Source organism: Fervidobacterium gondwanense DSM 13020 (assembly GCF_900143265.1).
In the GTDB taxonomy this organism is placed as follows: Bacteria; Thermotogota; Thermotogae; order Thermotogales; family Fervidobacteriaceae; genus Fervidobacterium; species Fervidobacterium gondwanense.
On sequence record NZ_FRDJ01000004.1, the window covers coordinates 167,882 to 193,667 of the forward strand.

The 25,786-nt window shown below is 40.0% G+C and carries 25 protein-coding genes; all 25 read right to left on the reverse strand.

Annotation, left to right across the window (positions count from 1 at the left end; genetic code table 11):
• Window positions 1-16 precede the first annotated feature (16 nt).
• On the reverse strand, window positions 17-1,228 hold the full coding sequence (locus tag BUA11_RS05240; protein ID WP_143145283.1) for a TIGR04013 family B12-binding domain/radical SAM domain-containing protein: 1,212 nt from the start codon (window positions 1,226-1,228) through the stop codon (window positions 17-19).
• 6 nt (window positions 1,229-1,234) lie between these two features.
• Window positions 1,235-1,471, reverse strand: coding sequence for an extracellular matrix/biofilm biosynthesis regulator RemA family protein (locus BUA11_RS05245; protein WP_072759105.1), 237 nt, complete (start codon window positions 1,469-1,471; stop codon window positions 1,235-1,237).
• 45 nt (window positions 1,472-1,516) lie between these two features.
• On the reverse strand, window positions 1,517-2,581 hold the full coding sequence (locus BUA11_RS05250) for a DUF933 domain-containing protein (RefSeq protein WP_072759107.1): 1,065 nt from the start codon (window positions 2,579-2,581) through the stop codon (window positions 1,517-1,519).
• 2 nt (window positions 2,582-2,583) lie between these two features.
• Window positions 2,584-3,534 carry a tRNA pseudouridine(55) synthase TruB gene (truB, locus tag BUA11_RS05255; protein WP_072759109.1) on the reverse strand — a complete coding sequence of 317 codons (951 nt, stop codon included), beginning with the start codon at window positions 3,532-3,534 and terminating at the stop codon, window positions 2,584-2,586.
• Between the two features lie 37 nt (window positions 3,535-3,571).
• The gene (gene pheS, locus BUA11_RS05260) at window positions 3,572-4,573 is read right to left on the reverse strand and encodes a phenylalanine--tRNA ligase subunit alpha (protein ID WP_072759111.1); all 1,002 of its coding nucleotides are present in this window, start codon (window positions 4,571-4,573) and stop codon (window positions 3,572-3,574) included.
• Between the two features lie 41 nt (window positions 4,574-4,614).
• A complete protein-coding gene (locus BUA11_RS05265) occupies window positions 4,615-5,442 on the reverse strand; it encodes a DUF368 domain-containing protein (RefSeq protein ID WP_072759113.1) in 828 nt (275 codons plus the stop codon).
• Between the two features lie 7 nt (window positions 5,443-5,449).
• Entirely contained in the window at window positions 5,450-6,073 is a 624-nt protein-coding gene (locus BUA11_RS05270) for a metallophosphoesterase family protein (RefSeq protein WP_072759115.1), read from the reverse strand.
• 23 nt (window positions 6,074-6,096) lie between these two features.
• Window positions 6,097-8,148, reverse strand: coding sequence for a type I DNA topoisomerase (topA, locus tag BUA11_RS05275; RefSeq protein ID WP_072759116.1), 2,052 nt, complete (start codon window positions 8,146-8,148; stop codon window positions 6,097-6,099).
• Window positions 8,149-8,226: 78 nt separating this feature from the next.
• Window positions 8,227-9,210, reverse strand: a complete 984-nt coding sequence (locus BUA11_RS05280; protein ID WP_072759118.1) for a 3'-5' exoribonuclease YhaM family protein — start codon at window positions 9,208-9,210, stop codon at window positions 8,227-8,229.
• Entirely contained in the window at window positions 9,207-10,301 is a 1,095-nt protein-coding gene (gene alr, locus BUA11_RS05285; RefSeq protein ID WP_072759120.1) for an alanine racemase, read from the reverse strand. The genes BUA11_RS05280 and alr overlap by 4 nt, the downstream gene beginning before the upstream one ends.
• Before the next feature lie 31 nt (window positions 10,302-10,332).
• Window positions 10,333-10,695, reverse strand: coding sequence for a hypothetical protein (locus tag BUA11_RS05290; protein WP_143145284.1), 363 nt, complete (start codon window positions 10,693-10,695; stop codon window positions 10,333-10,335).
• 68 nt (window positions 10,696-10,763) lie between these two features.
• Entirely contained in the window at window positions 10,764-10,985 is a 222-nt protein-coding gene (gene rpmB / locus BUA11_RS05295) for a 50S ribosomal protein L28 (RefSeq protein WP_072759123.1), read from the reverse strand.
• A gap of 146 nt (window positions 10,986-11,131) precedes the next feature.
• The gene (pyk, locus tag BUA11_RS05300; RefSeq protein WP_072759125.1) at window positions 11,132-12,547 is read right to left on the reverse strand and encodes a pyruvate kinase; all 1,416 of its coding nucleotides are present in this window, start codon (window positions 12,545-12,547) and stop codon (window positions 11,132-11,134) included.
• Window positions 12,548-12,688: 141 nt separating this feature from the next.
• Window positions 12,689-13,126: a hypothetical protein gene (locus BUA11_RS05305; RefSeq protein ID WP_072759127.1), complete on the reverse strand. Its 438-nt coding sequence runs from the start codon at window positions 13,124-13,126 to the stop codon at window positions 12,689-12,691.
• 17 nt (window positions 13,127-13,143) lie between these two features.
• The gene (gcvH, locus tag BUA11_RS05310; protein WP_072759129.1) at window positions 13,144-13,497 is read right to left on the reverse strand and encodes a glycine cleavage system protein GcvH; all 354 of its coding nucleotides are present in this window, start codon (window positions 13,495-13,497) and stop codon (window positions 13,144-13,146) included.
• A gap of 68 nt (window positions 13,498-13,565) precedes the next feature.
• Complete coding sequence (gene recG, locus BUA11_RS05315) at window positions 13,566-15,896, reverse strand: ATP-dependent DNA helicase RecG (protein ID WP_072759131.1); 2,331 nt, start codon at window positions 15,894-15,896, stop codon at window positions 13,566-13,568.
• A 36-nt stretch (window positions 15,897-15,932) separates the two neighbouring features.
• Complete coding sequence (locus BUA11_RS05320; protein WP_084634366.1) at window positions 15,933-17,051, reverse strand: THUMP domain-containing class I SAM-dependent RNA methyltransferase; 1,119 nt, start codon at window positions 17,049-17,051, stop codon at window positions 15,933-15,935.
• A complete protein-coding gene (locus BUA11_RS05325; RefSeq protein WP_072759135.1) occupies window positions 17,048-17,539 on the reverse strand; it encodes a hypothetical protein in 492 nt (163 codons plus the stop codon). The genes BUA11_RS05320 and BUA11_RS05325 overlap by 4 nt, the downstream gene beginning before the upstream one ends.
• Complete coding sequence (gene rlmB, locus BUA11_RS05330; protein WP_072759137.1) at window positions 17,540-18,241, reverse strand: 23S rRNA (guanosine(2251)-2'-O)-methyltransferase RlmB; 702 nt, start codon at window positions 18,239-18,241, stop codon at window positions 17,540-17,542.
• Window positions 18,238-19,017 (reverse strand): nucleoside triphosphate pyrophosphohydrolase, encoded by a 780-nt coding sequence (gene mazG / locus BUA11_RS05335; protein ID WP_072759139.1) that lies wholly within the window; start codon window positions 19,015-19,017, stop codon window positions 18,238-18,240. The genes rlmB and mazG overlap by 4 nt, the downstream gene beginning before the upstream one ends.
• Window positions 18,990-19,982, reverse strand: coding sequence for an NAD(P)H-dependent glycerol-3-phosphate dehydrogenase (locus BUA11_RS05340; protein ID WP_072759141.1), 993 nt, complete (start codon window positions 19,980-19,982; stop codon window positions 18,990-18,992). Before BUA11_RS05340 ends, mazG begins: the two co-directional genes overlap by 28 nt.
• Before the next feature lie 52 nt (window positions 19,983-20,034).
• Window positions 20,035-21,003, reverse strand: coding sequence for a tRNA (guanosine(46)-N7)-methyltransferase TrmB (gene trmB, locus BUA11_RS05345; protein ID WP_072759143.1), 969 nt, complete (start codon window positions 21,001-21,003; stop codon window positions 20,035-20,037).
• A gap of 29 nt (window positions 21,004-21,032) precedes the next feature.
• Window positions 21,033-23,723, reverse strand: a complete 2,691-nt coding sequence (locus tag BUA11_RS05350; RefSeq protein ID WP_072759145.1) for a hypothetical protein — start codon at window positions 23,721-23,723, stop codon at window positions 21,033-21,035.
• Between the two features lie 28 nt (window positions 23,724-23,751).
• A complete protein-coding gene (locus BUA11_RS05355; protein ID WP_072759147.1) occupies window positions 23,752-25,272 on the reverse strand; it encodes a bifunctional ADP-dependent NAD(P)H-hydrate dehydratase/NAD(P)H-hydrate epimerase in 1,521 nt (506 codons plus the stop codon).
• Window positions 25,269-25,748 carry a lytic transglycosylase domain-containing protein gene (locus BUA11_RS05360; RefSeq protein WP_072759149.1) on the reverse strand — a complete coding sequence of 160 codons (480 nt, stop codon included), beginning with the start codon at window positions 25,746-25,748 and terminating at the stop codon, window positions 25,269-25,271. Before BUA11_RS05360 ends, BUA11_RS05355 begins: the two co-directional genes overlap by 4 nt.
• Between the last annotated feature and the right edge of the window lie 38 nt (window positions 25,749-25,786).

The window sequence follows — 25,786 nt, forward strand, 5'->3', positions numbered from 1 at the left end:
ATCAGCAGAAATTCGTTCAAAAATTGCACGGTTTATCAACTTTTTGGCTATACATAGCTGCCTTTTTTGCAAGCTCTTCTTGTTTAACCCAGTATCCGTCAAGGATTCCCTGAGATGCCAGTTGACCTAAGAATTTGTAATGGTAATCGTAGAGCACCCCAGGACCTGCATTCCACAGGGGAGTACCTGGAAGTGGCATGAATGTGTGCGCGTGTATCTTTGCTTTGTATTTCTTGACTATCTTGTTTATGAAATTAAATGTCTCTTCAACGTCTTCCTTTGTTTCAAAAGGAAAGCCGAATATGAAATCTACTTTGGCATAGAAGCCGTTTTGTGCAAGTATTTCAAGAGCTTCCTCAACTTTCTCGACGGTGTGTCCACGCCTTATCAGGTTCAAAATCCTGTTGCTTCCGCTCTGTGCACCTATAACAACGTAGTCGTGGTTGACATACTTTTTGACAACTTTAACCATCTCATCTGTAATGCTCTCAGGTCTAATGTCAGATGGGAATGTACCAAAGTATATCTCTTTTACACCCGTCGATTTCACTTTGTAAAGCAATTCATCGACAATCTCAGGCCTTGGAGTTACACCGTTTTTGCTACCGTATCCAAATGCGTTTGGTGTTATAAACCTTGCCGTCGTCTTGTTGTGTTTGACGGATATCCGTTCATATTCTACAATCTGCTCGATGCTCCTGTGCCTCACTATTTTTCCTGCAAGTCTCGGCGTTTGGCAGTATCCACAGTCAAATGGGCAGCCACGGGATATCTCTATTGGCATGAATAGTTTCTTTTTTTCGCAAACAGCTGGGAAATCATCGAGATTCACCCTCTGCTTAATACCATCGAATATCCTTGATTCAGGGATTTCGCCACATAGGAACTTTACGATATTCTCTTCACCATCACCGACGAAGACGTAATCGAAACCGATGTTGAGCATTTCTTGTGGGAGTGCGGTTGCGTGAGGTCCACCCGCAATCGTTGTGTACCCGTTCTCTTTCAAAAATCGCACCTCAGCCAAGATCGTATCTATATCGAATGTCATAAAAGAAAAAGCAACTACAGTATCCGTTGCCGGATACTGCAGTATTGTGTTCACATCTTTAGTTTCAAGAACTTCTATGTTATCTAAACGGCTAAGTATGGCACCAACAATTGCAGCTACGCTGTATCTGTTGTGTTTCGTGGTTCTGAATACTATTCTTTTGAATCTACTATTCAATGCTCTCTAACCCCAAATTCTCTTTTTAACATCGGCTGCCGAGTCAGCTAATAACAACACATGGCCACTGTCCATGAAAATGATTGAATTGCACTCTTTTCCGTACGTTAAGTTTACTATCTTTCCTCCGATCTGGTTACTTGCTCTGATTCTCCTTGAAATCGTAGAGCTGACAGGCACTACAGCAACAACTCTACCTTTCACAACATAGACGTTCTCACTCGCTCTTACGATAGGTTCCATACTATTACCTCCATAACGGTATATTTTCTCGAATTTTCTTGAATTTTAAACGTTGAATCTTATTGTTATTATATCTCCATCTTCTACGATGTGCTCTTTTCCTACAAGTTTCATGAGCCCTGCATCTTTGACAGCCTTTTCTGATCCAAGCCTTATTAGGTCCTCGTACTTTATAATCTCCGCCTTTATAAATCCTCTCGCCAAGTCGCTGTGTATCGCACCTGCCGCATCCACCGCTGTCGAATTCTTTCTCAGTGTCCAAGCTCTAACTTCATCTTTACCAACCGTGAAGAATGATATAAGCCCGCACTGTGAATACAACGCATTTGAAAGTCTCTCTATGCCTGTTTCCTCTGTGCCAAGTTCTTTCAAGAATTCCATCTTCTCTTCTTCGCTAAGCACATTCAATTCCATTTCGAGTTTACCGCAGAGCTCGACATATGCAAAGCCATTTTCTTTGCAGAGATTTACTATCTGTTCTTTTGTATCATATGCCTTTTCTGTAAATTGCTCTTCGTCAACATTTACAACAACAGCGGTGGGTTTTAATGTGGCGAATGAAAAACCGCCGAGCATTTTCTTCTCTTCTTCTGTCAATTCTACCTTTGACAAGAATTGTTCGTTTTCAAGTGCTTCCTGCAATCGCTTCAGCAATTTTAGTTCTATCTCTTCTTTCGGTTCAAGTTTCCTTTTTGCGTTTTCGAGCCTTTCTATCCTGTTTGTAACAACATCAAGGTCTCTGAAAAGGAACTCGTCCAACGTGGCCTTTAACTGGTCTACAGGCTTTTCAACCTCAGGATAAGGAACTGCGTCGTTTTTAAATGCCCTTACTACAATAAGCAATGCTTCGGCATTCTGGATAGAATTGAACACGGCTGTTCTTTCTTTAGCGTCTTTTATTTTGAGAGCAGGGGTATCAAAGAATTCCAGTGTTGCATAAGTAACTTTCTTCGGCTCGTACATCTTCGCAAGTATATCAACCCTCTTATCATGCACCTTTGCTATGCCTTTCTCGTGCTGTTGAGAGAAAAGGTCAACTTCAAGACCGGTAAGCAAAGAGAAGATTGTTGTCTTTCCAACTTGAGATAGCCCTACTATTCCAACTTTCATTCTTATTCCTCCTTGAAAACTTTGATGAGTTTAGCGATTCTTTCGTTTCTGCTCTGCTTCTTGAGAGTATTGATAAAACTCGAACTGCGTTCCGCTTTAGCTAAAGCAATCAATTTTCCTTGAAAGTATATCTGTATCAAGTCGTCTTTTTCGAAATCTTCAATTTCAATTATATCATTAACAGTAGGCTGTACACCGTTAAAGATGCGTTCAACGTTATTGACCTCAACTTTTGGAAAGTCAAGCACCTGTTCTATCGGTATCAAACTCCTTATGGCTTTTTCCCGGATTTCATCAACATTCTCATTTCTATCGATTTTCGGAATGTTTATCGCATCATCAACTGAGAATTTTCCTACGCTTATCCTTCTCAATTCGACAGCTGTTGCGCCGCAGCCAAGCTTGTATCCTATGTCCATGCAAAGGCTCCGGATATATGTTCCCGAAGAAACTTTTGTCGTAAATTCCACGTACGGAAGCGCTATTTTTATATCATAAATATCATATATCGTTACTTCTCTCGGTGGAAGGTTTATGATCTTCCCTTCGCGAGCGAGTTCGTAAAGCTTCTTACCCTGGTATTTCTTCGCTGAATACGCAGGCGGAACTTGTTTGTAAGTTCCAACAAAGGATTTTACAGCCTCCAAAATTTCTATTTCAGAAACTTCGACTGGGTTTTCTTCCATAACTTGACCAGTAATATCGAACGTATCGGTTATAACGCCGAGTTTAAATTTTACTTTGTAAACCTTTGTATCGTGCTGGAGATACTCAAGTAATCGTGTCGCTTTGCCAACACCTATCACCAAAAGCCCTGTTGCGAATGGGTCCAAAGTCCCCGAATGGCCCACTTGTTTTACAGAAAAGAGTCTTCTCACCCTGTCGACTATGTCATGCGATGTTGGTCCTTTTTCTTTATCTACCAAGAGTATTCCATTAACAGTCGAAGTCACAAAACCACTCCATATTTATTCGGATTTTAGATTATTTTCACCAATTTTCCAAGAATCTGATATCGTTCCTGACCAAGTCTCTTATATCCCTAACACCGTACTTAACCATCGCTATCCTTTCCACACCAAGCCCAAACGCGAGACCTCTCCATTGTTCTGGATCATACCCAACGTTTTTGAAAACATTCGGGTGCACCATACCAGCACCGAGTATTTCAAACCACCTGTTGTTGAAGTATATGTCGACTTCAAAGCTCGGCTCAGTGAATGGGAAGAAGCTTGGTCTTAGCCTCACTTTCGTGTTTTCGCCCAGCAATCTTCTCGCAAATTCTTCGAGGAAATATTTTAAATGCTTAACTGTAACGTCGTGGTCAACGTACAAGCCTTCCATTTGTGTGAACATCGGAAGGTGTGTTGCATCGTAGTCTCTTCTGTATACCCTACCAGGTGCAACGATTGCAAGTGGTGGTTTTCTTGAAAGCATCGTTCTTATCTGAACTGGTGAGGTATGCGTCCTCAACATGTATTCTTCGTTTATGTAAAACGAGTCGTGCGAATCTCTCGCAGGGTGCCACTCAGGAGTGTTAAGTGCATCGAAATTGAACCACGGCTGTTCAACCTCAGGACCTTCTACAACTGAAAAGCCCATCGAAATGAATATGTCTTCCAATTCCATCTGGACTCGGCTGATTATGTGAAGATGCCCGACATCTCTTTTTGCTCCAGGCATCGTGTGGTCAACCCAGAGTTTTTTGTAAATTATTTCTCTTTCTATCTCAGCAAGTCTATTCTTCTGCTCTTCAAGCAAGCTTTCAATTTCTTCTTTGAGTTCGTTGACTACCTTTCCAAATATCGGCTTTTCTTCGGCAGGTATGTCTTTGAGCTTCTTCATGAGGCCCGTCACTATACCGGATTTTCCTAAGTACTTAACCCTCAAATCGTTCAGTGTTCTGCTGTCCTGTGCGTTGCTTATATCGCTTTTAGCACTTTCAAGGATACCTCTCATTTCTTCATAGACTTTGCCTTCTCTTTCTTGCATAGTGAATTCCCCCTCTATTTTTTAAAAATCAATTATTCTTCTCACTTTTGTATTTTGCCAAGAGAATATACTACTAACCCACCAAGCGCTATCCATAGGAACATTCCAATCAGTGTACCTGTACCATGGAACGCCGGGGTTATCGGATAAAGCGAACCAGCAACGAGTCCTAAGATGAAGTTCAAAATCGACTGCTTCGCCTTTTCCAACCATATCTTCAGTAGTTTGGAAATCAAACCTATGCCAAACAGAACACCTGAGCCGAGCACAATGATGAAAAGAATGTCCGAACCGGTGAAATCTCTTGATGCAAATCTTGAAACTGTGGCAATCGCTTTTTCGTAAAAACCGAGAATCATGAGCATGAGAGAGCCACTCAAACCTGGGAGTATCATTGAGCCTCCCGCTATAACTCCTGAAACGAACAACCCAAAATAGCTAATTGAATCTGAAACTTGAGTATCTTGCAGTTTCACCGCGTTACTCACAACGTATGGAATAATAACTATCAATACCCCAACCAAGAATTCAACTATTTTAAACGTGCGAATTTCGTCTTTAAAATTAATCAGAGAGAGCAATATCAACCCGTAGAAGAAACTGTATGTGTAAAATGGATAGTTTTCAAAAGACCAAGACAATATTTTGCTGCCACTCAATATTCCTATTAACAACCCAAGAGCTATAAGTGATATGAAAACCAGGTCCTTCTTAGATATTTTGAGCTTCATTACGTCATTCACAACTTCTATGAGCCTTTCAAAGACACCTATTATAACGGCTATCGTTCCACCACTTACGCCGGGAATCACATTTGCCCAGCCCATCAGCAAACCTGCTATAACCGTTCTAAAGAAATTCAGCACCATTTAATTCTCAGCACCTCACTTGTACTTTTCTACTACTCTTGACTTCGTACGCTGTCAGCATACCACCGTATACGCAACCCGCATCGATTCCTATTTTATCTTCGCCTACATATACGTCTTCCATCGGAGTATGCCCGAATACCACTATATAACCGAGGTTGTGTTTTTTAAGTATGAACTCTTCCCTTATCCAAATTAAGTCCCTCGAGTCTTGCCTTTCCAAAGGGACATTCGGTCGAACTCCAGCGTGTACAAAAAGGAAACTATCTTCGATGTGATAATACTTAGTATTTCTAAAGAAATTCATATGCTCCTCGTTTAAAGCCTGTTCGTTCAGATTTCCATAACTTCTCCACGTAGCCTGCGCACCGTTTATTAACCACAAGTATGTGTCGTCATTTCCATCTATCACATCAAGGAGCATCTGCTCGTGATTCCCACGAAGAAATATACACTGCGTTTGCTTTGAAAGTGAGATCAAATAATCGACAACGCCTTTTGAATCGGGTCCTCTATCAATATAATCACCGAGGAACACGAGTTTATCCTCTGGTTTTGGTGAAATCTCAGAAATCAATCTTTCTAAACTTCTGAGACAACCGTGGATATCACCCACTGCCCATAGACTCATGTCGATTTACCACCAGATTATTCCTATTTTCCAGCCGTCTTTTTAGATTTCGACGCTTTCGATGTTTTAGGTGTTTTTGAACCTTTTGCTTTATTTGGCTTTGTGTATCTTTTTCTTTTCTCTTCCCCAGTTGAGCCTTCTTCATCTGTTGATTCAGGTTCTTGTGCTTCTTTCAAAACGTACAACTTTCCATTATCGATAACTCCGAAAATATCGTTTTTCAAAGATTTATTCGTCTTGCATTTTGGACAATGGAGATAAAGTCCAAATTTCCCTACCTTAAGTTTATAGTTTCCCTCGCAGTCTTCACATTTCAAATCAGTATCAAAATCTATGCTGAAGAATTCCTTTTCAGCTTTCTGCAGATCCTTTCCGAATTCGGACAAGAACGTTCTAACAACTTCTTTCCAGTCCTTCTTTCCATTCTCCACCTCGTCGAGTTGTTTCTCCATTTCCGCTGTAAAATTCTTATCCACTATGTCAGGAAATCTCTGCTCGAGGTAATGATTGACAACAAAACCTAATATCGTTGGAACTAATGTTCTTTTGTTTTTGACAACGTATTTCCTATCTAAAAGTGTTTGAATTATGGTAGCGTATGTACTCGGCCGTCCGATCCCTTCAGCCTCAAGCGTCTTAACAATTGATGCTTCGCTGTATCTGTCCGGTGGCGTGGTTTCCGATTCAACTGTTTTCGGCTCCACGTTGTATACTTCACCTATCCTCAGTTCTTTGTGCTCCTCGCTAGCTTCGTTATCGATTGTGTAGACCTTTTCAAATCCGTCAAATATTCTTTCTCTGATAGTAGCTTCGAATATGTATTTGTCTGATTGAAAGTCATAACTGTATTGCTTGTAAACTGCACTGCTCATCTGAAAAGCGATGAATCTTTTCCATATGAGTTCGTAAATCTTGTAGTGGTCCTTATCAAGTAATTCCTTAGCCTTTTCCGGTGTCAAACTTATATCGACCGGTCTTATACATTCGTGAGCGTCTTGAACTTTAGTCTTCGTTTTTGATGAAGATTTTTTTGGTTGTAGATTTCCCAAGTACTCTTTGCCAAAATTATTCAAAATAAACTCCTCTGCTGCCTCCTGAGCCTCTTCGGATACTCTCGTAGAATCTGTTCTCATGTAAGTTATGAACGCCCTGTGTCCGTTCTTAATATCGATACCTTCGTAAAGTTCTTGGGCGATTTTCATCGTCTTGGAGACTGGAAATCCAAGTTTGCTCGCCGCATCTTGTTGGAGCGTACTTGTAATAAATGGGGGTGGAGGATTCTTCCTGACCTCTTTGATTTCTATGTCTATTAACTTCACATTTTTAACATCCTTCAAAACGTCATCAGCAATTTCTTTCGTTACATCAGTTGGTTTTATTTTTTTACCGTTGATTTTCGTAAGATAAGCCTTCAGTTCGGCTATCTCAATCCAAACTTTATAATACTTCTGTGGAACAAACCTGTATCTTTCTCTTTCTTTTTCGCATATAATTTTGAGTGCTGCTGACTGAACTCTTCCAGCACTTCGCGCGTCTTTTATGATACGCCACAGAAGTGGGCTTATCTTATAACCCACTATCCTGTCTAACACTCTTCTGGCGAGTTGAGCGTTTACTTTGTTCATATCTATCTCTCGCGGATTTTTAACAGCTTCCTGTATTGCGCGAGGAGTGATTTCGGAGAAAGTAATTCTATTCTTCCCCTTCACTCCGAGAATTGTTGCCAAATGCCAAGCAATGGCTTCTCCTTCTCTGTCCTGGTCGGATGCCAAATACACTTCCTTTCCTTCAGCGGTCTTTTTAATCTGCTCAACTACTGATTCCTTGCCTGGTATAATTTCGAAATCCAACTTAAGTGAATTTAAGTCAACGCCAAACTGTTTTTGAGGCAAATCTCTTATGTGTCCTTTTGAAGAGATAACCTGATAATCCTTTCCAAGTATTCCCTCTATAGTCTTAGCCTTCGCAGGCGATTCAACAATTATTACCTTTCTTTTGCCGCTGCCCGTTTCGTTTTCAATCTCGCCTGAAGATTGTGTTTTTGTCCTTTTCTTGTTCTTTGTTGCATCGCTCATATTATCACCCACTTAACAATTTACTTTCACCATAGTTCTTCGATTAGATGAAACTGCTGAAAAGACATTATCAAAGAATTACCTAAGGAAAAATCTTCTGCTCAAGTTCGAGTCATATTCGCTCCATTCTTTCTCTCTGTCTTCCTTATCTATTATTTGAAAGACTCTATTTATCTTGGAGTCCATGTTCTCTACAAAATGAAGAACTAATGCCTCCGGCGTTTTCGGGAGCACTGGTGCACCCCACTCGAATTCCCCATGGTGCGAAGCTATTAAGTGTTTTAAGCGCAGAATTTTGTCGTAACTTATGCCCCTTGCTTTTTGAGAGAGCATCTCAACGCCCATCAGGATATGTCCCATCAATTCACCATCGGTGGTTACCTCTATACCTTTTTGGTTTATAACGTATTCTTTTACTTTTCCAATATCGTGAAGTAGTGCTCCAGTTATGAGCAGGTCTTTATCGAGGTCATCGTAGATGTTGCAAACACTCTCAACTATCTTTGCAACATTAACCGAGTGTTCCAACAATCCGCCCCTGTAGGCATGGTGGATTTTCATACCAGCAGGGGCGTTCTTAAACGCCTCTGCAAAACTCACATCTTCCACAAAAAACCTTTTCAGAATTTCTTTATAGTCGTTATCGCGTACTTTATCAACGAGCCTCAATAGCGTCTTATAGAGCTCTTCAACGTTCTTTACACTTCCAACAAATCTCTCAACATCGTACTCGTTCTCGGTCAATTTCCTAACAGCGCTTTGTGAATTCAAGATGTTTATTTGAACTTTCTCTTCGAAATAAACTACTTTTCCCGAAACGCTGACAACGTTGCCAGGTTGCAAAACTTGGTCGTTAAGTTCTGCATTGTACCAATCTATTGCCCTTACGCTTCCTGTTCTGTCTTCAAGGGTCAGTAGTAGAAACTTTTTCCCGTCCTTTGTCTCTTGGAGTCGTTTACTTTTTACTTTGAACACTCCATCGATTTCCCTATCAACAAAATTCCTCAACTCTTCCGCGTAAGGCGGTCTCAACTTTTCCAGTGCTTCTCTCAGATTACTCACAGTTCCATCCCCTCGTATTTTCTCGGAACTCTTTCAGATATCCGGCATGTTACCTCGTAATTTATAGTACCAACAAGTTGTGCGATCTCTTCGGCTGTTATGATTTTATCTCCTTGTCTTCCTATCAAAACAACCTCGTCACCAATATTGACCTCTGGCAAATGTGATACGTCAACCATGAATTGATCCATGCACACTCGCCCAACTATGGGGCATCTCTCGCCGTGTATCAGTACGTATCCTTTGTTCGAAAGGCTTCTCCAATAACCGTCCGCATATCCAACAGGAATTGTGGCTATTTTCATTTCACTGAAAGCGGTGAATGTTCTGCCATAACTCACAGTGTCGCCTGGCTGGATGTTTTTGACATGCGAAACAACCGATTTCCAGGCCAAAACAGGTTTTAGTGAGTCGCTCCGAACTGTATCGCTAGGTTGAAGCCCATAGCTTGCTATACCGACTCTTACGTAATCAAAGCAATTAACAACCTTAGACAGTGCGGCGCCACTGTTGCATACGTGTTTAATTCTTACATCTAAGTCCAATTTTCTGAATTCCTCAGCTTGCTTTTCAGTAAATTCCACATCGCCTTCTTCCGAACTATCGGCAACCGCAAAATGCGTGTAAGCACCGTCAATTACAAAATTCGCCTTCCTTGCGGCTAACAGAAATTCTTTCGCTTCAGATGGGAAAACTCCTAATCTTCTCATACCTGTGTCGATTTTTATATGGCATTTCGGCCTAAAAGCATATTTTGTATATCTCCATAATTGTTCCCAAGAGTAAAGGGTAATCGTTAAATTGTACTGCTCGGCCACATGGAGCATATCTGGTGCAACGTAGTTAAAGACGAGTATTTCGGATTTTATGCCGTGCTTTCTTAGTTCTACGCCCTCTTCCAAAAACGCAACAGCAAGAAAGTCTATTCCGAAGCGCTCCGCTGCTTTCGAAAGCGCAACGGCTCCGTGCCCGTATGCATTCGCTTTCACCACAGGCATAACCTTAGCAGGAGCACAGTGCTCTTGAAAAAATTTCAGATTGCTCAAATAGTTCCTTACATTTATCACCGCGTATGTTCTTCTACTCTCCACTTGCCCTGCCCCCTTGGTAATCGTTCAATTATTATTCTTTTCTTTCAACAACTAACATGTTTGTCATCCGGCCAATTTTATTAACACCATCCACGGGAGGTATTCTGTAAATCCTCCATCTCGTTCTTATGACAGTTTCTAAAATTCCACTCTTCACACCAATTATATCACTCAAGTCTATTGAAAAGTACATCGATTTCAATTTGCTACCTTTTATTTCTATTTTAAAAATCAGGCTTTCGGCAAACATTATGACTAAAATAAAATAAGCTAAGATAATCACGAAAGTTACGAAATCAGATAACGGAAGAGAAAAAAGATAGAGCACGAACGGTGTGCTCGATGATAGAACTAATAGATTCAATATCTTGTACCATTTTTTAACTTTTAGCACCATATAATCACTTCACATAAGCTTTCAGTCTTTTACAGCTTTAAAAAAAGCGGGGATGTCCCCGCTTTTTATGCTTCTACTTCAACTGATTGAGATCTGCTAACGTATCTCTTTACCTTACCGGCCTTGAGACAGCTTGTACAAACACTCATTCTCTTGACTGTACCATCGTCAAGAAGAACCCTAACTTTCTGAACATTTGGCTTGAACCATCTGTTCGTGTGTCTGTTCGAGTGGCTGACATTCTTTCCTGCTCTTGGTTCTTTCCCGCATATTTCGCACTTTGCCATGACCGCTTCCTCCTTTATTCCAATATTAATTGCTTCATCGCTTTTTAGCATTCCCGTGTTATGACAATGCTAACAGAAAAGACTGCTACGTGGTATATTATACCAATTCTCCCTGTAAATTCAAGTGGTATTTTTATTACATTTTCTTATTTTATTTCCTGCACCTGTACGGTATTAGTCGTTCCTGGTTTACCCCACGGTATTCCAGCAACGATGACTACTTTATCACCCGAATTCACAAATCCAAGTTTCTTGGCTTTTTCTGTAACGCTCTCGATCATCTCATCGGTTGACAAATTTTCTTCAAGCATAACTGGTAAAACACCCCAAACAAGTGAAAGCCTGCAGTATGTTTCATACGAATTCGTTGCTGCCATTATTGGTATTGCCGGTTTGAATTTAGAAACGTGTATCGCCGTTGAACCGGTACTTGTAGCTGTTATGATCATCTTCGCGTCTATATTCTTCGCCAGAGTAGTAGCAGAGTAAGAGATGGCGCTCGGCAGATCCAAGCTGGACGAATACTCTTTTAACCAGTCCAATTTGAATGTCTCGTATTCTTCCATATATTTTTCCGTATTCTGCGCTACCTCGTCCATAACCTTAACAGCTTCGCAAGGATATTTACCTATAGATGTTTCCGCTGAAAGCATTATCGCATCAGTGCCATCAAGTATTGCGTTCGAGATATCGGTAACTTCCGCTCTTGTAGGCGTCGCGTTGTTTATCATACTCTCAAGCATCTGGGTCGCAGTTATGACGGGTTTCTTGTAAAGATTAGATATTTCAATAATTCTCTTCTGAGCAATTGGTACTTGCGAAATTGGTATCTCGACACCAAGGTCTCCCCTTGCTACCATTACGGCATCTGATTTTATTATTATTTCTTCCAAATTGTCGAGGGCTTGAACCGTTTCTATCTTTGCTACAATGGGGATATCAGTAAGCTTTTTCGCATCTTCTATATCTTTTGCCTTCCTCACAAAGGAGAGAGCAAAGTAATCTATTCTCTCCTCATTTCCGAGTTTTATGAATTCCTTATCCCGCTCCGTAATCGAAGGAATGGATACATCAACCCCAGGAAGATTAACGCCACGCTTATGTGTTATAGTACCGCCCCTTTCGATGATACATGTTATAGTCTTTTTTTCGACATCGACACTGTCAACCGTCAACGCAACAGCTCCATCGTTTATAAGTATCTTTTCACCAGATTTTATCTCTTGATAAAGCTTATCGTAGTTAATCCAAAATCTCTTTTCACTTCCAACAAATTCTTCACCACACACGATTTCACAGTATTCCCCTTCTTTTAAAGTCACGTAGTCACTTTCGAATTTTCCCGTTCTTATCTTTGGTCCTGCAAGGTCAAGTAGTATCGCCAAAGGATAACCTTTTTCTCTCACTCTTTTTAGCCTTTTTATACGCTCCCCGTGAACCTCAATAGTCTCGTGAGATGAATTGAGCCTGAAAACATTAACGCCGCACTGCACCAGTTTGGTTATATTCTCTTCCGATTCGCTTGCAGGTCCAATAGTGGCAACGATTTTTGTTTTTCTCATTTTTGCACCTCCAATCTAATTATTTCTCACCTTTTAGACCGTATGCTATTATATCACATCCTTCGTAGATTCAAGTATTTAACTATAAAGAAAAACCCCTGCACCTTTTCATGCAGGGGTTTCAAAAGCAACTATTGTCTGTTAATCGATGTTCCACTTCGTAATACCTATTATTAGAACAACAACAAACGCCCAAGTAATCGAGAACAGAGGTATAAACGCCGCACTTTTTACCCAGAAGAAGTCTATGACATTCAAAGCAATCATTAGAATGCTCATGTAGACTGTCTTGTGCATGCCTTGCCTTACTCTGAGCTCTCCGAAATCTCGAGCTATTATGAAAGTCAAAACAGCTAATATCACGTAAGCTACTGGTGAAATCGACAAGCCAAGCTTTGTAAAGAATGTCTTAAAATCTCCTGAGAAGAAGGAAACGGAGATGAGTATGTAAACCATAGAGACTACATTTGCAATATTCATAGAAGCCTTTGATTGCTGTATAACAGAAAGTATGATGGGAACCGCAAGAACGATGTTTGCTATAAACATCAATACTGAATAAGCGTTGACATTTGTCATCTATGTATCACATCTCCTTAGAGTGATTTTCTGTACTCTTCTTCACTCATGAGTTCATCGAATTCCGCAGGGTTTGATGCTTCAATCTTCACAAGCCAGCCTTCCCCTTCTGGGTCTTGGTTTATAATTTCAGGATTCGTATTGACTTTGTCGTTAACTGCCACGATTTTGCCACTGACTGGAGCGTAAACATCACCAGCTGCTTTAACACTTTCCAAAGAAACTATTACATCACCCTTCTTTACTTCTTTTCCAACTGCTGGAAGGTCAACGTAGACAATATCCCCGAGTTGCTCTTGCGCGTACTGGCTTACGCCAACATATCCTGTCTCGTTATCATACCATTCGTGCGTTTTCGCAAACCTTTTCATTGAAAGATACCTCCCCTTTTTAAATTCAAGATTAATAACCATTTTTCATTATATCACACAGACAGTAATTATCCAACATCTAAAAATTTTATTCTATCTCTGTATAACTCAAAAACCTTGCTAATTATATCACTATCTGAATAGTTCTCGACTATCCTTTTTGCATCTTCACGTGCTAAGAGCATCAATTCAGTATCAGAAATTATATCAGCTACTCTGAATTCTGGTAAACCGTGCTGACGTGTACCGAAAAATTCTCCAGGTCCTCTCAATTTTAAATCGTACTCTGAAATCTTGAATCCGTCATTTGTGCTCGCAAAGAACTGTAACCTATCCCAAGCCTCTTCCCCAGCTTCGCTGACTATAAGGAAGCAGTAACTTTGCTTTTCTCCCCTTCCTACCCTTCCCCTTAATTGATGGAGTTGCGCAAGCCCAAATCTTTCTGCATTTTCAATCACCATAATGGTGGCATTCGGAACGTCTACTCCAACTTCTATGACCGATGTTGAGATTAGAATCTTCAATTCTCCGCTTGCGAATTTTACCATCACTTCGTTTTTTTCATCGTCAGACATTCTACCGTGAATTAATCCTGTTGGAATATCGGCAAAGATGTCTTTTGTAAGCATTCTATACATCTCTTCCGCCGCCTTTGCATTGATAGCATCCGACTGTTCTATGAGAGGATAAACTATATAGGCTTGGTCACCATTTTCGGTCACCTGTTCTCTGACAAACTTATACACATCTTTCGCACGTGTGTGCCTCATCGTAAATGTCTTGATTTCCTTTCTTCCAGGTGGCATCTCGTCGATGACTGAAACATCGAGGTCGCCATATAACGTTAGCGAAAGTGTTCTCGGTATCGGAGTAGCTGTCATGATCAGCGTATCGACTACTTTGCCTTTGGATATAAGCTCTTCGCGTTGTTTAACACCGAATCTGTGTTGTTCATCTATGATTACAAGCCCTAAGTTCGCAAAGTGCACATCTTCTTGTATGAGCGCATGAGTGCCTATCACCACATCTATATCCCCGTTTTTCAATCCGAACTTTATCCGTTCTTTTTCTCTTTGAGATGTTGATCCGATAAGAAGAGCTACCCTTATTCCAAGGTTCGTTAAATGAGTGAATACTTTCTGGAAATGTTGCATTGCAAGTATGGATGTTGGAACCATAAAAGCACTTTGATACCCTGCCTCGTAGTTATCAACAATCGCAAGCTCTGCAACCAATGTCTTACCGCTTCCAACGTCACCTTGGAGCAGTCTATTCATCGGATTCTGACTTTTCAAGTCATTTTGTATTTCCACGTGGGCTCTAACTTGAGCATTTGTCAATTTAAATGGAAGTTGAGAAATGAATTTCTTACTCAACTCGCCTGTAAATTCCTTAGCAATACCTCCAATTTGCTGGATATTGGCTTTTGATAAGAAGAGCGCAATTTGAAAGAGCAAGAGTTCCTCGTACGCTAATCGCCTTCTGGAGATCTTTTGGTGGAAGACGCTTTTTGGGAAGTGCATCCCAGCATATGCCGTGTGGATATCCACGAGCTTTCTCTCTTCTAAAACTTCCTGTGGAATAACTTCTCTCAAGTTGCAAGCACTTCCAATATTGTCCGACACTATTTTCCTTATAACCTTTTGGCTAAGATTTTCGGTTAATGGATATATCGGCAGTATTGTGCGTTCGGGTGTATCGCTGATCGATACTTCTGGGTTCTGGATCTCCATAGCTCCGAAGAACCCTCTCTTTGTCGTGCCCGTGACGTAGACTTCTCTGCCTATGAGCTGTTTGATCTCAAGTTCTCTGAATTCCTGATTGAACCATTTTAACAATACTTGGCTTATCCCGTCTTGCAGTAATGCACTGATTATAACGAGGTTATCCTTTCTTGTCTTTTCAACACTCTTTATTATGCCCTTAGTCGTGACTTTCTCATTTTCTCGCAGGTACATCAAAGGGATGATTTTTCTTCTGTCTTCATAATCTCTCGGAAAATAATTGATCAAATCATTTATCGTTTCAATCCCAAGCTTTCTGAGAAGTCTTTCTCTCGATGGCCCAACACCTTTCGCATACTTGATTGCTACATCGAGCGGGTTGTAACCATCAAGGCACTCAATTTTATATGTTAAATAATTATACTTAAATCTCTCTACCATACCTCTAACTTGCGACAGTCTGTTCAAAACTCTCTGAGTAGGTAATTTTTCAGCACTGACAATGTAATCCCTAAACTCTTCAAGCTTTTTCCTTACCACAAAATCACTTAACAAAGGATCATCAATGCGTTCAAAATTATCATCTATATATTCGATGAGTGCTTTAAGATTATTTTCTGTTATATCGCCAGACAGCTCATAACAATTATCCATGAATTCCTCAATAAGTAGCATCAGGCCACCTCTTTCGCTATGCCACTTAACATTGCTTTAATAATACATATAAAGGTAAGTCCATATACCACTGTTCTGGAACCTGATTTTCTTACTTGCCTTCCCCAAGAGTTTTTCGAGCTCTCCGCTCGGGTGCAGAAGGTAGAAGTTCGAATTTGGGAATTTTTCTCTCAATTTTGGAAGGAATGATAATATTTCTTCTCCTTTGAGGCGTTCTCCATAAGGTAAGTTGGAAATAACCCACGCCCTATCTTCGAAAACTGTTAAATCTTTAAAGTCAGAGCATCTGAATTCAGCATTGCGCGCCGAGCCAAAAACCTCTATCGCTCGCCTGTAATTTTCTCGAGCTATTTGAATCACCTTGCAATCTTTGTCGCTTCCAACAATTATGCCATCATTCACATCATACGCTTTGAATTCATCTCTAAGATCTCTTTTCGTCCTCTTCCAAATCTCTTTCAGAATTTTCCATTCTTCTGATGAATACTTTCGACGAACATTCGGAAGTTCCAAAGTTGATGCCTCAATAGGTATAGTTCCACTACCGCAGAACAGGTCAAATAGTGGACCTCCACTCCACCTTGAAAGAAGAATGATACCAGCCGCGATCGTTTCCCTTAGTGGCGCTTTACCACTCTTTATTCTATATCCGCGCTTTGAAAGTGAATCGCTTCCTGTTGTGTCCAAAATCAGATGCACTTCATTGTCTTTTATGAGCAATATCACCTCATATATCGGACCACTTTCGTTGCTGCCACCTATGTTTTCCATCATCGCTTTTTTTGCCACTGATGCAACAGCACCTGTGGCGCTTAGCTTAGAATTTGTTATCTTTAATTTTTCAATAACAATTTTGGCGTTTTTTTCAACATACTTATTCAGATTCGAACTCCTAACGCCGGCAAATAACTCATCAAACGTTTCAGCATGGAATTTTGCGACAAGTATTGTGATCCTGTCTGCTGATTTTATTTTCATATTTAGAAAAGGTATATCATTTAATGGCGCAGTAAAAAATATCCTCCCTGAGGAGGAATATACGATTTTATATCCGTATTTTCTGAGCTCAACGGCCACCGCACCTTCCAACCCTGAAGTACAGAAAGCAACTAAGGTGACTAAGTTAGAATTGTCCGATTCGAACAAAATAATCACTCCTGATTGCCGAAGACGAGCTCTTCGTTATTTAATAACACGTACGTCGTGCCTTCAAATAACCTTCCGTCTTGAGATTTTGAGGAAAATAACATTCTGTTAACAACACCATTGTATATTATATGCCCAAAAACATTCACATTACTAACTTGAGCACCTACCCACATCTGCGCTTTTCTGTAAAAGAACTTCGACGGATAGTTAGTCTTTTCGAAGCAGACAAACAAGTCTGGTTTTGCTTTATCGTAATTTTCAATTATGCCTATCTCGTTTCCTATTAGTACTCTTAGTATGAAGTCTTCAAATTTGACATCGATTTTCTTATCGATCGTGTATTTGAGTATTCCGTATTGATAAATATACACTTTGTTGCCATCGAAATAAAAAGTATAAGGTACTGAGAAATTATAGCCTTTTACATCTGTTGTTATAAGTATGTCAACATCGTATTCGCTCGAGATAAAGTGACTTCCAGATAAAATTTTCACTTATCTCATCTCTCTTCTCAAGACTTCATAAATTATTATACCAGCACTCACAGAGACGTTTAGAGAATCGATTGGTGTCTTCATAGGTATCGCTATCAAATCATCGCAAGATTCCTTCACAAGCTGCCGAATGCCACTTCCCTCATTACCCAGAACTATACCAAGTGGTCTTGAAAGTTCTATATCCCAGATGGGTTTTCCTTGCATGTGCGCTCCGTAAATCCAAACCCCTTTTTCTTTGAGTTTCTCAATATAACGTGCTAAGTTGACCACTATGACTATCGGTATACGAAATATCGTACCTGCAGATGCTTTTATTGCACCCGGTGTTACGTGTGCACTGTTATCTTTCGTCAAGACGACCATATCAACACCAGCAGCCACACATGTTCTAACTATCGAGCCAAGGTTCTGTGGATCTTGAACTTGATCAAGCAAAACGATGAACGGATTCTCCGGAAGATATGATTCGTCATAATACTGAAATTCGCCTATATCTATAACAACACCTTGATTCTTCTCTTCTCCACAGAGTCTTTTGAGAACCTGCTTAGGCGCTATCGTAAAAGGCAGTCTTTTCTCTTTGACTTTTTCAATCAGCTCGTCGAGGTCTTTATCGTGTGAATCTGAAAAGTAAATCATTTTAACAGGTTGTGAGCTGAGAAGCAATTCTCTAAGCACGTTCCTTCCATAAACTATCATGCGTTCTCATCCTCTTCTTTCTCTTCTTTACTTTTGACTGAGTTCCAGTAACTGTCCATCTCTTCCAAAGTCATGCCCTCTAACTTTTTCCCGTCGTTTTCTATCATCTTTTCCATCTTTTCAAACCTTAGGATAAACTTTTCTGTAGCCTTTCTGATAGCACTCTCAGGATCAACATTCATAAACCTCGCAAGATTCACAATCGCAAATAGCAAGTCGCCAAATTCTTCTTCTATTTCTTCTTGGTTTTTTGCTCTTCGTAGTTCTTCTATCTCTTCTTCAACTTTATCCCAGACGTCCTCGATTTTCGTCCAATCAAATCCCACGCCCGCTGCATTTTCTTGCACTCTGCGTGCCAGAGACAATCCCGGTAGTGCGTGATTCACGTCTCCTATGCTCGTTCTTCTCTTTTCGCCTTTCTCTTTTGCCTTTATCTCTTCCCAACGAGCATAAGAGTACCCTTGCGCATCTCCAAATACATGTGGATGCCTTCTAATGAGTTTATCGTTCAGTGTATCGATTACGTCCTTTATCGTAAAAGCACCGCGTTCTGAAGCGATTTGCGAGTGAAAAACAACTTGCAGAAGCACATCGCCAAGTTCTTCTTTTAATTCTTCGTCGTCATTTAAGTCAATAGCGTTTAGGACTTCGTACGCTTCTTCAATCAAGTATGGTTTAAGAGTTTCGTGAGTTTGTGCTTTGTCCCAATCGCATCCATTTTCGCCACGGAGTGTTGCCATTATCTCCACTAATCTTTCAAATTCTCTTCCAGCCATTTCATTACTTCCCCCATCTCTACTTTTAAACTCCTGTTCATCAACGATTTTATCGACTCAACAGGTGATTTTCTGTTGTAGATAACTTGGTATACTTCCGATATTATCGGAAGATCGAATTTATCGCCGTAGTTCTCTATTATTGCCTTACAAGTGTAAGCACCTTCTACAATCTCTTTACTTGCTTCCAGCAAGTGTATAGGGTCATACCCTTTTGCCACCATTTCGCCATATCTTCTATTTCGGCTGTGCTTACTTCCACAGGTGACAACAAGATCACCAATTCCAGCAAGTCCCATAAACGTTAGTGGATTAGCTCCGAACGCTGCTGAGAACTTCGCAATCTCGTACAACCCTCTCGTAATTAACGCCGCTTTTGCATTGTCCCAACCGCCCAGCCCATCAACTATACCAGCCGCTATCGCTATAACGTTCTTTAATGCACCCGCCAGCTCTACACCTGCTACATCATCGTGCACGTAGACTCTAAAATACTCGTTCGAGAACTCTTTTTGGAATACTTCAGCCATGTGCCCAGCAACTACAACTGCGGTAGGCAGGTGTAACGCTACTTCCTCAGCGTGTGAAGGACCTGAAAGGATCGCATACGGACATTTCAATACTTCATCAACAATTTCTGAAACTCTCTTCCCCGAAGATATCTCAATACCCTTCGACAAGTTCAGAATAACGTTAACTTTGAAATTTATCTTTTCAAGCACTCCTCTTATGTATTGGACAGGAACTGCAAGGACTATGACATCTGCAGTTTTCCCTTCATTTATATCGTTCGTGACTAATACGTCCAATTTCGCATCCGGAATGTGTGGCATCGTTTTTCTTTTATTTAAATCGTCAGCATGTTCCTTTGTATGAGCCCACAGCATTACATCGTGACCGTTGTCTTTGAGAAGTTGGGCGATAGTACACCCCCAACTGCCTGCACCAAGGACAAAGTATTTCATAAATACCCACCCCATAAAGAATTCAAAGATAATGTTACAATACTATGCAGCATCATTGCGACAGAAAGTCAGCCAAAACTTGTACAGACCACTTAACAGCCGGTGTTCTGTAAGGATTTGAAGCGCTGTCAAGTTTTATAATCCATTCTTTTGAATTTTCTTCCGAAAGGTCTTCTGGATACGCTACTAAATAATAGTGCTGCTGAAATTCACCATCGGTTGAGATTATCTTTATCAAATAAGCCTTTCCTTCCATCTGTTTGTACAAGCCCTTTACAACCACTACCTTTGACCTGTCCTTGAACACTTTTCCTTTCAGTTCATCAAATTTGCTTTCGTTGACCGCACATTTTGCATGTGGCATTTCATGATGCCCTCCTATCAATCTTTCGACCTCAAGATGAGTCTTTTTTCTCAAGATTACAGAATAAATATTTCTTCCGTACTTTATCCACTTCTGCTCGTACCTTGTCTTAATCTCTCTGTCCGGATTCTCCACAAAACTCATCAATTCAAAACCTTTTTCCTGGGCTATCTCTATAGTTTGCCGTGCATACCATTCGACATCGGTCGCAAGTTCGAAAGTTCCGTCATCTTCGAGTACATTTGAAAGTGTCTCAAAGAACTCCGGAACTATAACCCTTCTTCTTTCGTGCGATTTTTTATCCCAAGGAATTGGAAAGTTCATTATCACCTTTTCAACACTCTTTGGTCCAAAGAATTCACGCATTCCAAATCGCGCATCTGTAATTACTAACCTAACATTTTCAAGATCCTTTATTCTATTGTGTGCTTTTTTCATAGATGTAATTGAGACTTCAAATCCAACGAAATTTTTCTCAGGATGTTTCGACGCATAACGTTGCAAAAATTCTCCGCCACCGAACCCTATTTCGACAATCAAATTGTTATTGTTTCCAAATATCTTACTCCAATCTAACGGTAGGTAATCGAAATCAGCAGGCTTTATCTCGCGAACGTAAAGATTTGAAGATGATTTTCCCTCAAAAACACTACTCAAGACTAACACCTCACATTGCATTTATTTAACTATTTGAAATAACTTGCAAGCTCGCTTCTGTACTGACCTGTGGGATACACTTTCTTGTATGTTTCGTATTTCTGGCGAGCTAAGTCCACCTTACCCTGATTTATGTAACAAAGTATGTTGTAATAATATACGTCTTCTTTGAAATAAACGTCAATGTCCTTTAGCTGAACTTCTAGATAATCAAATATAACACTCGCGTTGCTGTAATTTCCGTTTGTGTAGAAGCGCAGACCAATCAAGAACAGTTCTCTTAAATCCTTTGTCTGCCTTATTATTTCTTGTACATTTTGTTGGCTACCATTAGAATTGTTGGTATCTGCGCTTACGCTTCCGTTACTTGTAGTTTTGTTCGTTTGGCTGCTGTCATTTTCTTTTTTCACAGTGTTAGAAGAATTACTATCTATAACTTTCTGGGACAATGAATCTACCTTTGACGATAATGTTGAAAGGCTGGCTTTCAAACTATCAAATTCACTCGACATTTTTGATAACTGGTTTCTCAAATCTGTAATACTTTCAGAAAGAGATGAGAGTTTAGTATCCATACTAGATAAGTTAGACCTGTAAGTCTCATTTTGCCCACTTAGCGAATTTAAAGAATTCTTTATCTCATTTACCTGTTTCGAAAGCTCAAATACTTTCTGACTTAGAGCTTGTAATTCAGAACTATCACTTAATGATGTTGCAGTCTTCTCTCGAACATCTTTGCTCAGTGTTCCAACACTGTCTTTAACTTCTTTTATTTCGGACGTAATTGCGTTAATTTGTGATTCTATGTTGTTTAGTCTGTCGATCATACCAGATACTTCTGGATTAACCTCATCACTTTTCACGGTACTTATCTCTGAAATTTTCGTACTCAGCTGAGCCAACTGTTTAGATATATCCTCTACCCTTGTGAGAATTCCTGACTCAATACTATTCAATTTATCGGTTATGTTAGATATCTCGGAGTCCTTTCCGTTCTCGGCTGATGCACTTATTCTTGCAATGCTCGAGCTTAATTCCGTGAGCTGTTTAGAAATATCATCTATCTTTTTTTTCAATACAGTTAAGTCAGTTTGTGTTGTCTTATCAGATTTGTACGTGTTATCTTGGTTGCTCAGCTCATCTATAGAGTCTTTCATAGAATTTGTCAGCTTCAGGAGTTCAGACACCTTTTGGTCTAAAGATAACAGCTGAGAATCGCTATTACGTGATGCAGAAAGGTTTTTCTGGTTCTCTTCAACACTACTTCTGAGTAAAGACATTGCATTTTTGATTTCTTTCATTTCAGATGTGATAGAAACAATTTCTAACTCAATATTACTCAGTCTGCTCACTATATCGTACGATTGTAACGTATCGCCTCTTTCACTTGCCGAGTTTCCTCTCAAGATGACCGAGGTTATGTCACTCAGCTGTTGGAAGATTGCATCGATTTTCTTTTCCAAGGCAGCCACGTTATTCTCAGTCACTTTTCTTGAAAGTTCAATCATGGCAACCTCAAGATTAGATATTCTCTCTTTTAAGGTCTTAAATTCTGCATCAAGCTTTAGAATGATTTCATCATTCACGTCTTCAACATTAGTTTGAGAAACACTTTGTGAATCAGCCTGTGTTTGAACTTTTGACACTAAGAAGTCTTGTATCTTGTTCATTTTAGCTTCCACTTGTTCTACTTTACCGTTCAGTAATTGGACTTGGTTTACTAACTTCTGGATCATAGAGGTATCTATCGAGTTATATGTATTATAAACTACTGTCTGCTCCGGCTCCTTTTCTATTGTGGTATTAGCTTTGACAGAGGTAATACTTCTTGATAGATTTGAAATCTCGCTCTCAACAGTTACAAGCTTCGATTTTATGTAGCCAAGCTGATCATATAGTGCATTCACCAAATTACTTGGATCTACATTTCCGGAGGTACTGGTCTGTAATTGTATGTCCAACTTCTTATCGAGGTATTCGAGACTTGCTCTAATGCTCTCGACAGTTTCTGAGAGCTTTTTGTACTGTTCGTCAATTCTTCCATTGTATTCTTCGAGTTGTTTACTAAGAGAATCAAGCCTCTTCATAACGCCGGAAAGCTCCAGCCCGCCAGGATGAGTAAAGTCTATGAAAGAGATTATAAAATTAGCAAATACAATGACAAAAAGCAATATCACGGCTAATGGCAATAGCAAATTTGAAAAAGATTTGCCCTTCTTTATCTGCAACAGAACTGGATGCCCTTTATCAAGTTGTCTTAGGATATCTTTTAGGAGTTGGATTTTTTTAGAATCTCCACGTCTCATTGCAGCAAGCAATTCCGTTGCTACTATCTCGGTTACTTGCGGGAATTCTTTCTTTACCTTCTGCAATTCTGCAATCGCTATTGGATAATTCTCTGCTTGTACCTCTTTAAGTATTTTCTCCAAGGCTTCCGAAATACGTGAAGAGTCTTTTTCAATCGCGTCAACTATATGTAAGTAAGAACGCTGATGCTGTTCGGAAAGGTAGTTGAATATCTCAACAGCTTTTGAGTAATTTCCAGCCTTTACTTCGAGCTCAAAAAGGAGGTGATTGTAATTCTTACCGAGTGCGCTAAGGATGTTTCTGGCAAGAGATAGTTCATTATTAGCTATAAGTGTTCTTATAAACCGTTCAACTGACTCGGAAAGATTCGAAAAACCATTTCCATTCTGAGAGTTGAAAGTTCCAAAATCCATTTACATTCCCCCCAAGATGTTGTACCTCTTATTTCGTATGTTTCGCCATGGTATTAGGTATAAGGTTCAGTAATTGAAACGCACTATTCATACCTTCGTTTGGCACGAGTTCCGCAGCTAAGCCAAGCTTATAAACAGCAGTCTTAACTGCTTCAATGGATTCAAGATGCTGCGATAAGAGAGCGCTTATGATTCCTGAAAGAATATCGCCGCTGCCTGCTTTTGAAAGGGACGTGTTTCCGGTTATATTGAAATAGGTATTGGCTCCATCTGAAATTATCGATGTTGAATCTTTCAAAACGGTGATCACATTATAATTTCGTGAAAAACTTTCGACCCTTTCGTAATTCTGCTTCACTTCTTTGATAGTTTCTCCGGTCAATCTTGAGAATTCACCTGGGTGAGGCGTCAGTATAATGTTCTTCTCAAAACTCTTCATTTTTAGCATGCTTGTCTTGTTCGAAAGGATATTCAAACCATCAGCATCTATTATAAGTGGATTCGGCAACCTGATCAGATAATCAAGAATATTAAGCTTCTCTTCAAGATTTTCTAAGTCCCATCCAGGTCCCACTACAATAACAGTGTTATTTTTCAAATTTTCAAGATACTCCAAGACATGTTTACCGTTAAAGCTCTCACCAATATCGACACAGATAAGTGAGGGATCATGGTTAAGTGCACACCGGCAAACCTCTTTTTGTGATAATATCTTCACCATTCCGGCCCCACTTCTTTGTGCGGCAAGAGCCGTCAGTATTGGGGCTCCAACGTACTTCTTTGAACCTCCTATTATTATAACTTCGGCAAAAGTGCTTTTGTTCGCCCATCTTGGCCTTTCTGGCAATTTTATTTCGTCTTCTGTAAGAAGATGGCGTTGAATACCTGTATACAATATGTCTAAGGTAGGAATGCCAATGCGTGCTACCTTTAACTTGCCTGTGAGTTCACGACCAGGGAAAAGCAAATGACCGGGTTTGGCATAGCCAAATGTAACTGTCAAATCAGCTTGAATCGCACTTCCCATTATCTTTCCGCTATCAGCACAAACGCCGGATGGTATATCAACCGAAACAATGCACTTTGAATAAATGTTCATAAGTTCTATTAAGCTTGTTATCTTTTCGTCAGTGATATCTTTATTCAGACCTGTTCCGAAAAGCGCATCGATAACGATATCAGCTTCTGATATGATTTTTGAGGTTTCCTCAATTCCTATATCATTAAAGTTGTAGCAAACACCACCATGTTTAAGATACCTGCTATGATTTTTCCTGCTTATGTCAGTTTTTGGCTCACCCAAAGAAATAACTCTGACGGCTTCCGTATAGTTGAGCAAATCTCTCGCGATAACATATCCATCTCCACCATTATTGCCTGTACCGCAAACAACGACAAAACTCTTTGAAGTTAAGTCGCCGTATTCATTCCATATCGACTGGACAACCGATATGCCCGCTCTCTCCATTAAAATCTCTTCAGAGATTTCAAAATCTTCGATAGTCTTCTTTTCAAGCTCTTTCATTTGAGCACTTGTCAGCACAATCATCTTCTCATTCCCCCCAACCTTCCATAAAGGAAGGTGTAAAGCTTGTAATATCGCATCACTTTAAAAACATATCGCTCACCCGCATCACTTTTTACATCGTCCGGAGCGTACGGGCCTGTGTTGTAATGTACAAGTGCAGTCTTCAAATCTCCATCTTTTTCAAGCAAGTAGTTCAAATAAAGACAGCCTAAGGCAATATTTCCTTCAATGGTTGTGTAGTCATAGTTTGTTTTGAACTTTTTGTTCACCCATTCTGCTGTTGACGGCATAAGCTGCATTAAACCGTAGGCTCCCATATTTGAAACAGCATCTGGTCTAAAACTGCTTTCTGTCCTTATGACACTTACAACAAGTAACGGATCCAATTTTCCAGAGTACTGAACAACTATGTCATAATACTTCAAGGGCATGATTCTAACAAAAAAAGAAAAGAAAATTATAATACCAAAAAGTAAAATTGCGATTGTTACTCGCATTACTTGGCCTCCTGAAAATTGGTATAAGTTTTTTCGGA

Coding starts and splice junctions, on each gene's coding strand:
- BUA11_RS05245 (WP_072759105.1), bottom strand. CDS start 1,471: ATGGAACCTATCGTAAGAGCGAGTGAGAACGTCTATGTTGTGAAAGGT.
- BUA11_RS05250 (WP_072759107.1), bottom strand. CDS start 2,581: ATGAAAGTTGGAATAGTAGGGCTATCTCAAGTTGGAAAGACAACAATC.
- pheS (WP_072759111.1), bottom strand. CDS start 4,573: ATGCAAGAAAGAGAAGGCAAAGTCTATGAAGAAATGAGAGGTATCCTT.
- BUA11_RS05265 (WP_072759113.1), bottom strand. CDS start 5,442: ATGGTGCTGAATTTCTTTAGAACGGTTATAGCAGGTTTGCTGATGGGC.
- BUA11_RS05270 (WP_072759115.1), bottom strand. CDS start 6,073: ATGAGTCTATGGGCAGTGGGTGATATCCACGGTTGTCTCAGAAGTTTA.
- topA (WP_072759116.1), bottom strand. CDS start 8,148: ATGAGCGATGCAACAAAGAACAAGAAAAGGACAAAAACACAATCTTCA.
- rpmB (WP_072759123.1), bottom strand. CDS start 10,985: ATGGCAAAGTGCGAAATATGCGGGAAAGAACCAAGAGCAGGAAAGAAT.
- pyk (WP_072759125.1), bottom strand. CDS start 12,547: ATGAGAAAAACAAAAATCGTTGCCACTATTGGACCTGCAAGCGAATCG.
- BUA11_RS05305 (WP_072759127.1), bottom strand. CDS start 13,126: ATGACAAATGTCAACGCTTATTCAGTATTGATGTTTATAGCAAACATC.
- gcvH (WP_072759129.1), bottom strand. CDS start 13,497: ATGAAAAGGTTTGCGAAAACGCACGAATGGTATGATAACGAGACAGGA.
- recG (WP_072759131.1), bottom strand. CDS start 15,896: ATGCTACTTATTGAGGAATTCATGGATAATTGTTATGAGCTGTCTGGC.
- rlmB (WP_072759137.1), bottom strand. CDS start 18,241: ATGATAGTTTATGGAAGGAACGTGCTTAGAGAATTGCTTCTCAGCTCA.
- mazG (WP_072759139.1), bottom strand. CDS start 19,017: ATGGCTGGAAGAGAATTTGAAAGATTAGTGGAGATAATGGCAACACTC.
- BUA11_RS05340 (WP_072759141.1), bottom strand. CDS start 19,982: ATGAAATACTTTGTCCTTGGTGCAGGCAGTTGGGGGTGTACTATCGCC.
- BUA11_RS05350 (WP_072759145.1), bottom strand. CDS start 23,723: ATGGATTTTGGAACTTTCAACTCTCAGAATGGAAATGGTTTTTCGAAT.
- BUA11_RS05355 (WP_072759147.1), bottom strand. CDS start 25,272: ATGATTGTGCTGACAAGTGCTCAAATGAAAGAGCTTGAAAAGAAGACT.
- BUA11_RS05360 (WP_072759149.1), bottom strand. CDS start 25,748: ATGCGAGTAACAATCGCAATTTTACTTTTTGGTATTATAATTTTCTTT.